General features: G+C 51.6%; 7 protein-coding genes and 1 pseudogene. 1 reads left to right on the top strand and 7 read right to left on the bottom strand.

The genetic code is table 11. From position 1 onward, the window contains the following. Positions 1–310 (top strand): transposase (locus G519_RS0105915; protein WP_029193898.1); only part of this gene is annotated, 310 nt, incomplete at its 5' end. A gap of 28 nt (positions 311–338) precedes the next feature. On the opposite strand, the pseudogene gcvPB reads toward G519_RS0105915, so the two are convergent. The 7 genes and pseudogenes from gcvPB to G519_RS0105880 form a co-directional block, all read right to left on the bottom strand. Next, positions 339–1,490: pseudogene (gene gcvPB, locus G519_RS41925) on the bottom strand (aminomethyl-transferring glycine dehydrogenase subunit GcvPB); the annotation flags it as partial. Next, complete coding sequence (gene gcvPA / locus G519_RS0105905) at positions 1,487–2,908, bottom strand: aminomethyl-transferring glycine dehydrogenase subunit GcvPA (protein WP_029193897.1); 1,422 nt, start codon at positions 2,906–2,908, stop codon at positions 1,487–1,489. The pseudogene gcvPB and the gene gcvPA, both read right to left, overlap by 4 nt. 27 nt (positions 2,909–2,935) lie before the next feature. Continuing rightward, positions 2,936–3,718, bottom strand: a complete 783-nt coding sequence (locus G519_RS0105900) for an SDR family NAD(P)-dependent oxidoreductase (RefSeq protein ID WP_029193896.1) — start codon at positions 3,716–3,718, stop codon at positions 2,936–2,938. Continuing rightward, entirely contained in the window at positions 3,715–6,870 is a 3,156-nt protein-coding gene (ebgA, locus tag G519_RS0105895; protein WP_029193895.1) for a beta-galactosidase subunit alpha, read from the bottom strand. Before ebgA ends, G519_RS0105900 begins: the two co-directional genes overlap by 4 nt. Before the next feature lie 145 nt (positions 6,871–7,015). After that, positions 7,016–8,212 (bottom strand): response regulator transcription factor, encoded by a 1,197-nt coding sequence (locus tag G519_RS0105890; protein WP_029193894.1) that lies wholly within the window; start codon positions 8,210–8,212, stop codon positions 7,016–7,018. A gap of 44 nt (positions 8,213–8,256) precedes the next feature. Next, on the bottom strand, positions 8,257–9,084 hold the full coding sequence (locus G519_RS0105885; RefSeq protein ID WP_029193893.1) for a carbohydrate ABC transporter permease: 828 nt from the start codon (positions 9,082–9,084) through the stop codon (positions 8,257–8,259). Between the two features lie 18 nt (positions 9,085–9,102). Then, positions 9,103–9,987, bottom strand: a complete 885-nt coding sequence (locus G519_RS0105880) for a carbohydrate ABC transporter permease (protein ID WP_029193892.1) — start codon at positions 9,985–9,987, stop codon at positions 9,103–9,105. Between the last annotated feature and the right edge of the window lies 1 nt (position 9,988).

The raw sequence follows: 9,988 nt of genomic DNA, 5'->3' as shown, positions 1-9,988 counted from the left end.
ATGGAAAGAAACCTTTACCGCTTGGTATGATTATTCTCCGAATGTCGAAGTCGCAACGCATGGTTTTAATCGTTGGCTTGAGCAGGGTGAACAAATCGCTCACACAGCTGTCAAAAGTGCGCTGAAAACGATGCGTAACTGGCAGGACGAAATCCTCAATTACCACCATTGCCGTTGGACAAATGCTACTGTAGAAGGTCGTCATAACCGTATTAAAGCATTTCAACGACGTCATTATTTCTTGCGTAACCCAGATCGATACAAAGCGGGCATTTTAGTTGAATGTAATCTTCATCGACTTTCAAGCTAAATATTCAAGCACTGATTTTGAGGTTGAGCCACAAATAGTTGTTATTGAGGACAGCCGTCTGCGCCACGTTCAGCAAGCCTTCCGCTCCGAGAGCGCGAATCCATGCATAGGCTCTTAGCACAGTCTGTGAGACGCCATGAAAAATACGCACTTTGCCGATGCTGTTGTCGCCCGTCCGGTTCAGCACATACGCGCCGTCCTCCTTCTCCACAACAGGACCTGGCATAAAAGGAATCAACTCGCTCACGACGCCAAGCGCTCCCGTCGCTGGACCTCCGCACATATGCGGTGCCGCAAACGTTTTGTGCAGGTTAAAGAAGCACATGTCGAAACCCGCTTCCTTCGCCCGTGTCACGCCGAGCAGCCCGTTCGCATTCGCTTGGTCGTAATAGCAAATACCACCTGCGGCATGAGCGATATCCGTAAACTCTCTGATTCTCGGATTGAAAATACCGGTGTCCTCCGGATTGGCAACGACAAAGCCCGCCGTTCGATCAGAAACGACCTTCTTGAGCGCCTCGATATCTGGGAAGCCGTCCGCGTCAGGGTAAAGCGTGATGATTTTGTAACCTTTCACCGCAGCGGTTGCCGCCTGCGACGGGTGAGAGAAGATCGTTGTAATGATTTCGTCACGCTGATCTCCTTCACCACGAGACTCGTGATAATTGCGGACGATGGAAGCCATCGCTAGCAGCGCCTGCGTGCCGCTGCTCGGCTGGAATGAGAATTTGTCCATGCCGGAAATTTCGCGCATGGCGAGATCCAACTTGTAGAACACTTCCAGAATACCCTGAACGTTACTAACATCCTGCAGCGGATGCAGCTCCGCCAGCTTCGGCGTGCGGATCATCATCTCGTTGATGCGCGGGATGTATTTCATCGTGCATGTGCCCTGCCCGATTTCCACGTTAAAGTCGGAGCCCATCGTTTCCTGCGAAAGCCGCAAATAGTGGCGAAGCACCTTCGCTTGACCGATTTCCGGCAGCTTCGGCAGCTCCGTCCTGCGCATCGACGCAGGGATAGACGAGACTCCGTCACCTACCGCCGAGGCAATCGCCGCTTCGATTTGCGGCACTTGTACCCCGCGCTCGCCTTCTTTATGGAGCTCGAAAATAACAGGTTCATCCCATTTAGCCTGATGAAAGTTTCTTACCTTACTTTCTCTGCGTATACGTTTCATACGGACATCACTCCTTCAACCGGACATGCTACACAAGCAGAAATCGCGCTAACTAACTGTTCAATCTCTTCTTGCGTGTGCACCTCGGTCACACAGTAAAGGGCGCACTGGCCAAGCGCGGGAAAATCGCCCGACAAGTCTTTGCCGCCTTGTATGCCTAGTGCTAGCAGAGCGCGATGAATATCTTCAACCTTCTTGCCCGTTTCCGTAAAATCAACGACGAATTCTTTAAAGAACGGTGACCCAAAACGCCCCGCAACTCCTTCGATCTCCGAGAGCAGCTTTGCCGCGTACTGCGACTTTTGCATAATCGTCTGGCCAAGCTCCTGCATGCCGTGAGGTCCGAGCAGCGCCAGATAGACGCCTGCGGTAATGCCCCACAACGCGGTTTGCGTACCAACCGATTCTTTTCCTTTTTCGCGCAAGGCAAAAGAAGTACGGTCGTAAGCTACGTCCCCGAAGCCGTATTCACCTTCAACGATCGTCGGAGCTATCCCGAACAAGCGGGAGGGATATTCCATAACGAATTTTTCTTCATCACGTGTCGCGATAAACCCGGCTTGACCGCCGCCATAGTTCATATGCATACCGAGCGGCTGCAATTCCCCACAGACGATGTCCGCGCCGTACCCACTTGGCGGCTTTAGCACGCCGAGCGAGCTGGGGTCAACACCGACGACACACAGCGCGCCTACGCTATGCGCCAGGTCTGCAATCTGCTGCCCTTGTGACTCAATAACGCCAAAGAAGGTTGGATTTTCAAAGTATACAGCTGCTACGTCTTCGTTCAGTTTGCTTTGCAGATCGGCCAAATCCAGCTCGCTTGTCTCGCCGACGTAATCTACGAAGCTGTAGGACAAATCAGGATGAATGTAATTCGCAATCACCATCAGCTTCTCAGCATCCATATTACGCGGCATCAAAACGTGCTTCCTGCCCGTAATTCGACCAGCCATCCGCAAGGAAGTCGAAGCCGCTTGCGGCCAGTCAAACGTTGGAACGTTAACGACGTCCATATCAACTAGCTCCGCAACTAAGCTTTGGTATTCAAACAGCGCCTGAAAACGGCCATGATCTTCGTACGGTTCACCCGCATAGGCCGTCACGAATTCGGAACGCTGATTGATCTCATTGCAAACCGCTGGGATAAAATGCGGCCAGCAGCCAGCGCCAAGAAAGCTGACGACATCTTTGACACTTTTATTTTTAGCCAATAATCCTTCCACGTAGCGCTGCAGCTCATATTCCCCTAGAGCCGGGGGCAGGTCCATCATTCGGTTCAATTTCAGCGAATCTGGTATGATATCGTATAAATCTTCGATACGTTGTACACCTATTTCATCCAACATTTGCCGCTGCACGTCAGGTACTGTGTTAGGAATATAAGGATGTACTTGCTTTCTATCGTTCGTACTCATCTATAGCTGCCTCCTTTTGAGTTTGTATTACGCCAAACCGCCGCCATCAACAACAAGCACGCTCCCCGTTACCCATGTGGATAAGTCGCTAGCTAAGAAAAGCACGGAACTTGCGATATCGCGCGGGGTTCCGAGCCGTTCAAGCGGGCGTCCCGACGCTGACGATACGAGAAACGAGCCTTCCTCTTGTCCGAGCTGCTTCGCTTCATCCCGTAAGAGTGGCGTATCTGTATCTCCTGGGCAGACGCAATTCACACGAATGTTGTCTTGGCCATGGTCGATGGCCATCGCCTTCGTCAGATTAACGACGCCAGCTTTTGCAGCGCAATAGGCGGCCGCCTTATCTCCACCTTTGAGCCCCCAGCCGGAGCCGGTGTTTACGATACTTCCGCCGCCGCTTTGCGCCATGAACGGGATCATATATTTAGAGAGCAGATACACTCCCTTGAGTGAGACATCAATCACAAGATCCCAATCCTTTTCCTCTAACTCAACGACCGTTTTTCGGCGAATGACACCCGCATTGTTGAACAAAATGTCGATATGGCCGTGGTCGCGCATAATGGCTTCGGCTGTTCGCTTGCAGTCTTCCCCAGAGGTCACGTTACACGAATAGAACGCAGCTTTCCCGCCGCCTTCCGCGATACTTGCCGCGGCGGCCTGTCCTTGCGACTCATTAATGTCCAGAAGCATGACATTCGCACCGAACTCGGCGAGCATGGTGGCTGTTGCTAATCCGATTCCCGAAGCACCTCCCGTCACGACCGCTACTTTCCCTGTCAAATTGAGTGCGTCCCATGTTTTGTTCATTTTGTCGTGGCTCCTTTTTTCGCTAAAGCGGTTGGTGATATCATTTCTTTATGATAAGGCGTGATCGCCAGTTCGAATCGGAACTTCTCAGCCTTCAATGCATAATCAGGTAGCTGGGCAGGACCGCAGCTGTTGCTGCCGAGTCCATTTTGCCGGTAGTCCAGGTTCAGTGTAATCGTATCTCTCGGCGCCAACTCCGTGCTGTGCTTGGCCTGTTCGAAGTCTTCGGCCCTATAACGATGAGCGGAAAACTCAAGCTGCGGCTGTCCGACTGCAAGCAGCCCAATGCCGCGAACGTTAGTAATCGACACCCAAGCAGCATCCGTCCGGTTGCCGTTATCCTGTGGAAATACGTAGGGCGTATACAGTTCATCAACGGAAGCTTGATAGAGCCCAATCAAATTGGCCCGCTTACTGTCGCTATAGCATTCGCCAGGTCCCCTGCCGTACCAGTTCACGCAGTCGAGATTACCTGGCAGCTCCAACCGAAGGCCGATTCTCGGCAGCATGCTCGGCAGCTTCCCAGGTCCGTCGGGCTCCCCTTCCACCTCAATGCGGACTTCACCGCTGCTGGAAACCGTATAACGATACGTGCAGCGGAACCCATAATCATGAACCGGCGGAGCAATTCGAACGTATGTTCGAACCATGGCCGTCGAAGCTCCTGATTGCTCCCATTCCACCCGCTCTACGCGATGCTGCAGTCTGTCGAGATGCGCTTTGCGCCATTCCTCCACGATGTACATATCGTTGTCGATCGGCGCCCGCCAGAAACTTAGAACAGGGCCTTTTCCTGTCGCGATAACGTCCGTACCTTCGTGCTTCCACGCCTGAATCGTCCCTTTCAGCAGGTCGAATACGAGCTCGAACTGCGGTCCAGTAATCGCCAGCAAGTGTCCTGATGTCGTACACATTAACGGCTCGGCATCATACGCCATAAGCTCGGTGCTATCGAACACATCCTGCTGACGGTTTAATTGCGTCCCTGTCGTCAATTGAAATTGCGCTGTCGCCACTTCGTGACCCCTTTTCGCCCAGGAGACATCCTTGTTCAAGCAAAAACTCAGTGTAAGCTGACAATCCGCGTGCGCCTCCGAAGTCCGCGATCCATTAGCAATCGGCAGTTCAATCGTTGCTTTCCCTTGCGCCGGAATGTGCGGCAATTCGCGGGAACCGCTGTCCAGCAGCTTGCCATCCCCGTACACCGACCAGAACAGTTCAAGTCCATTTAGAGATATAAAATCGTATAAGTTCGTAATTTCCAACAAACCGAGGCTCAAATCGACCTCTTTTACTTGTACCGGTTCAATGACTTTCTTGTATTCAAGCAGGCCAGGCGAAGGCGTACGATCAGGGAAAATAAGTCCATCCAAACAAAAGTTAGCATTGTTCGGCACATCACCGAAATTGCCGCCACACGCATAATACGTTTTGCCGTCTTCCGTAGTCTGCTTCAGTCCATGATCGATCCATTCCCACACGAAGCCACCCTGCAGGCGCTTATGCTTACGGAACGTTTCTTGGTATTCCATCAGTCCCCCTGGACCGTTGCCCATCGCATGTGCATATTCGCAAATAACATGCGGCAGGGCATAGCCTTCTTCCTCGGCAAGTGCGGTCAGCTTTTCGACCGATGAATACATCGTGCTGCTGACATCAACGGCTTTCAGCTCTCGATCTTCTTCATAATGAATCAGCCTCGTCGGATCGTTCGCCCTGCACCAATCGGCCATCGCCATGAAATTGCAGCCAAAGCCGGATTCGTTGCCGAGCGACCAGAAGATGATGCAGGCGTGATTCTTATCCCGCTCCACCATCCGCTGCACCCGATCCACGTAGGCTTCCTTCCATGCCGGATCGTCACTAATGCGGCTAATGTTGCCCAGCGGTTCGAATCCATGTGTCTCCAGATCTGCCTCATCCATTACGTACAAGCCGTACTCATCGCACAGGTCGTAAAAGCGCGGATCGTTCGGATAATGCGCTGTCCGTACCGCATTGATGTTATGCTGCTTCATCAGAAGCACGTCCTGCAGCATCGTCTCGTAAGGCGTGATGCGTCCGAGCTCCGGGTGATGGTCGTGTCGATTCACCCCATTAAGCATGATGACAACGCCGTTTACATAAAAGTTGCCGTCCTTCAGCTCAACCTGACGGAAACCGACGCGCTGCGGAACGATTTCTATGTCCTGTCCGTCCGCATTAGTCAGCGTGAGCAACAGATTGTACAGCTGCGGATCCTCCGCCGACCACAGGTGTGGATTCGCCACATCCAGTTGAAGCTCCACGACTTGCTCTGCCCCGCCGGGCACCGTTACGCTGTTCGTCCGCACAGCGCCAATCTGAGCAGCGCCCGATGCGTCCAATAGCTGCGCACTCAGCATGTATCCAGCCAGCTCTGTTTCAAGTAAATTCGCGATACTTGCCTTGATGGCTAACAAACCGTGCGAATACCCTTCCGTCAAATCCGTCCGAATCGTAAAATCCCGAATCTGCACTTGCGGTCTTGCAAACAAACTAACATCGCGAAAAATTCCGCTTAGCCACCACATATCTTGATCTTCCATGTAACTGCCGTCTGACCATTGAACGACCCGCACCGCAAGCGTATTCGAGCCGGAATGTACAAACGACGTAATATCAAATTCCGACGGTAAACGGCTTCCTTGACTGTAGCCGACCTCCTGCCCGTTCACCCAAAGATGAAACGCGCTGTCCACGCCCTCAAATCGGAGCACGATTTGCCTGCCGTCCCACATCTGCGGAACATGAAAAGACTTGCGATAACAGCCTGTCGGATTATCCGAAGGCACATATGGCGGGTCTACGGGGAACGGATAATGCAAATCCGTGTAATGCGGTTTGCCATAGCCTTGCAGCTGCCACATGCCCGGTACTTCCACCCGATCCCAGGCGTCATCCTCGTAATGCTCCGTATAAAAGTACTCCGACGCGCTCGCCGGGCTTTCCGCGTACGCAAATTTCCACGTCCCGTTCAACAAACGATACCAGGGAGAATTCCCTCTCTCATAGGTGAGAGCGCTTTCTCTTGTCGTATAAGATTGAAAGTAGCTGCGCGCCTTCATCCTATTTCGCTGCAGTACCTGCAAGTTCTCCCAATCGTTCGTTAACGCTCGAATTCCGGTTTTCAACGTCCTCGCCCCCTGTCATGATGGTATTCTATCTATGTTGCGCTTAGATTTGCTGTTAGTATAAAGGGAATCAGCAAGTAAAAGAACGGAATTCTAACGCCATTTATGTGTCAAAATGTCGTTCACAAGAACTTGGTCTCGCCCTTTAGGTGCCTTTTTGTCCTGTCAAATTCGTCTTTTTGTTCGCTCGGTATTGGCTCGGCGTCATACCTGTACACCGTTTGAACCATTTGCTAAAATAATTTGCGTCGATCATTCCGAGCTGATCGGAAATATCGTTCACCGTAAGCCCGGTGTTAAGTAACAGCTCATCTGCCTTCTGCAGCTTGTATTTGGCTTGAAAGTCGATGAAATTTTCACCTACCGACTTTTTGAACAGCGTGCTAAAATGACTCCGACTAAGCCCAACCCGGTATGCCAGCTCAGCAACCGACCAGGTTACGGATTCCCCGGACGTAAGAAGCTGTACCGCCTTGGCGATCGGCTCGGGCCAGCTCCCTGCCGCTTGATCGTACAGCGAATTTGACTGCATATCCGCATACGTCTCGCTTACAGCCTTCATCCAACTGTGCGAATCGGTAACCGGACCACTTCGCGTCCAGCTAAGTGATCCGATCCGACTTTTCGCTTCCTTCCATTTCAGTTCTAGTGCACCGTGCGTATCTTCCTTGCAAACGAACAACTGCTTTTCCGAGCCGCATGGGATGCGGATGTGCCTTTGTCCCGGCGCTGGTTCCCATTCATTGTCCTGCATCCGTTCTAATTCGCCGACAACCCCATAAACCACGCAGCCTGTTTTCATCCAGGCCCAGTCGCCATCAAGCCACTTTCGCAGCTGCTTCTCCATCTCCTCGGCAGAATAAAAACCGCCAAGCCACGCACCAATATAGGCGATCTGGTCCTTCGCATCCAAGGCGGCATCTTCGGACTGTTCACCCTGCTGTCGCTGCCTCTTGTGAAAAAGCTCCTGAAACTGTCTCAGGTATGACTCCATTTCCTCTTCGTCCATGTCTGTCTTCAGCACATAACCAGATGCGCCGAGCTTGAGTCCCTGTTTCGCATAAGCAAAGTCCTCGTGGCAACTGAGCAGCAGCACACTTGTCTCAGGAGCGACCTCCTTCACCTTCAATGCCAGCTCCAACCCATTCAGCTTGGGCATCACGATATCCGTAATCACGACATCTGGCTTATACGCCACGAACGCCTCCCAACCTTTCAGGCCGTTAGCTGCATCCGCCACCACTTCCATATCGAAACGTTCCCAAGGGATTGTTGCGCGAAGCCCCTTGCGAACAATAAGTTCGTCGTCTACAATAAGCACCTTGATCGATTTATCTGCCAATAGTGTCGCCTCCTATACAGTCCAAACGGATTGCTACCACTATTTTAACCTTTCACGGAGCCGTCCATAAGTCCTGAGATAAGCTGCTTCTGGAAAATGAATATAATCGCAAGCATCGGCAAGATGCTGATGACCGAGCCTGCCATGATCAGGTTGTACGGGGTGCGTACACCCGCCTCCAAAGAGCGGATCGCAACGGCGATCGTCAAATGCTCAGGCCAGCGCAGTAAAACCGTCGGCCACAGAAAATTGTTCCATTCTTCCACGAAAAAAATGATGCCAAGCGATGCGAACGCAGGTATAAGGATCGGAACGATGAGGCGGAAGTACATCCGCACCTCGGAGCAACCGTCGATCCTGCCTGCTTCCAACAGCTCGTTTTCGATAGAAGCACAGTACTGCCGCATGTAAAAAATACCGAATGCACTCGTCAGTCTGGGCAAAAGAACGCCCCAAAGGCTGTCGATTAGTCCCAGCTTACGGTAAATCATAAACAGGGGAATCATCGCCGACTCCATCGGCACCATCAGCGAAGCTAGCACCAGGCCGAACAGCAGACCCTTGCCGTGAAACTTATATTTGGCAAATGCGAATCCCGCCAGCGAGCAAAACAAGAGCGCGCCCGCCGTTCCCGTCATCGCCGTAAACAAGCTGTTCAGGATGACATTTCCGAAATGTTTTTCCGTAAAAAGTTGCGTGTAGTTTTCCCAATGCAGAACACTAGGAATCCACACCGGAGGTGTAACGAAAATATCGCTCCTCGCCTTGAGTGACGAGCTGAGCATCCATACAAACGGAAATAGAAACAAAGCCGCTATCGCTAGAAACAGCACAAACAAGAGGCCAGAGAGGGCCGTTTGCCTTTTGTTCATGTCATGCACCCTCCCCTCTTAATCGTTATCGCGGAACAGCCGCAGCTGAACCACCGAAATAATCAACATTAGAATAAAGAAAAACATCGCTAATGTTGATGCGTATCCAAAATTCAAATTTTGGAAGCTTTCCTTGTAAATCAACACGACGGGTGTTGTTGTCGCTTTGGCCGGTCCTCCGTTCGTTAAGATGAACGGCTCCGTAAACAGCGAGAACGTCCCAAGTGTTGAAAGAACGGTACAGAAGGCGAGCAGCTTTCTCATCATCGGCACTGTCAAGTAGATGAACGATTGCAGCGCGTTCGCTCCATCCACCTTCGCCGACTCATAGAGTGATTTCGGGATATTTTGCAAGCCGCCAAGCAGTAGAATCATGTTGTACCCCGTCCAACGATAAATGACGAGCAAAGCGACTGAAATCCGAGCCCACCCCGGTGTCTCCAGAAATGGAATCGGTGAATCGATCAGTCCAGCCGATAGCAGCAGTTGGTTAAGCACACCATTGTTCGTGTTGAAAATAAGCAGGAAGACAAACGAGATGGCGACGACCGAAGTAATATTCGGAATGAAAAAGACAGTGCGAAAAAAACCCTTTGCTTTCATCAAACCGCTGCTGAGACATACGGCAAAAACGAGCGCAAGCAGCAGCATGATCGGGACGTAAAGCATGAAAATGATCACGCTGTTGAACACGGAATACCAAAAATCGCCGCTTTGCAGCACGTTGATATAATTCGTCCAGCCGACGAACTCCTTCTCTGCTTGGCCGTGCCATTTCGTAAAGCTTAAGTAAATCGAATACACAAACGGCGATAGTGTAAATAGCAAAAAACTGACCACGAACGGAGCGACGAACGCGTATGGCGCGGTTTTCAATTGCCATTTCCAATACGGACTTTGCATC

It is taken from the genome of Paenibacillus alginolyticus DSM 5050 = NBRC 15375 (assembly GCF_000422905.1).
Taxonomy (GTDB): domain Bacteria; phylum Bacillota; class Bacilli; order Paenibacillales; family NBRC-103111; genus Paenibacillus_E; species Paenibacillus_E alginolyticus.
The sequence above is the reverse complement of the archived record's forward strand: the minus strand, read 5'-3'. Positions and strand labels throughout refer to the sequence as shown.

Bases quoted from the DNA above. Each gene is read 5' to 3' on its own strand.
- gcvPA (WP_029193897.1), bottom strand. From the start codon at position 2,908: ATGAGTACGAACGATAGAAAGCAAGTACATCCTTATATTCCTAACACA.
- G519_RS0105900 (WP_029193896.1), bottom strand. From the start codon at position 3,718: ATGAACAAAACATGGGACGCACTCAATTTGACAGGGAAAGTAGCGGTC.
- G519_RS0105885 (WP_029193893.1), bottom strand. From the start codon at position 9,084: ATGAACAAAAGGCAAACGGCCCTCTCTGGCCTCTTGTTTGTGCTGTTT.
- G519_RS0105880 (WP_029193892.1), bottom strand. From the start codon at position 9,987: ATGCAAAGTCCGTATTGGAAATGGCAATTGAAAACCGCGCCATACGCG.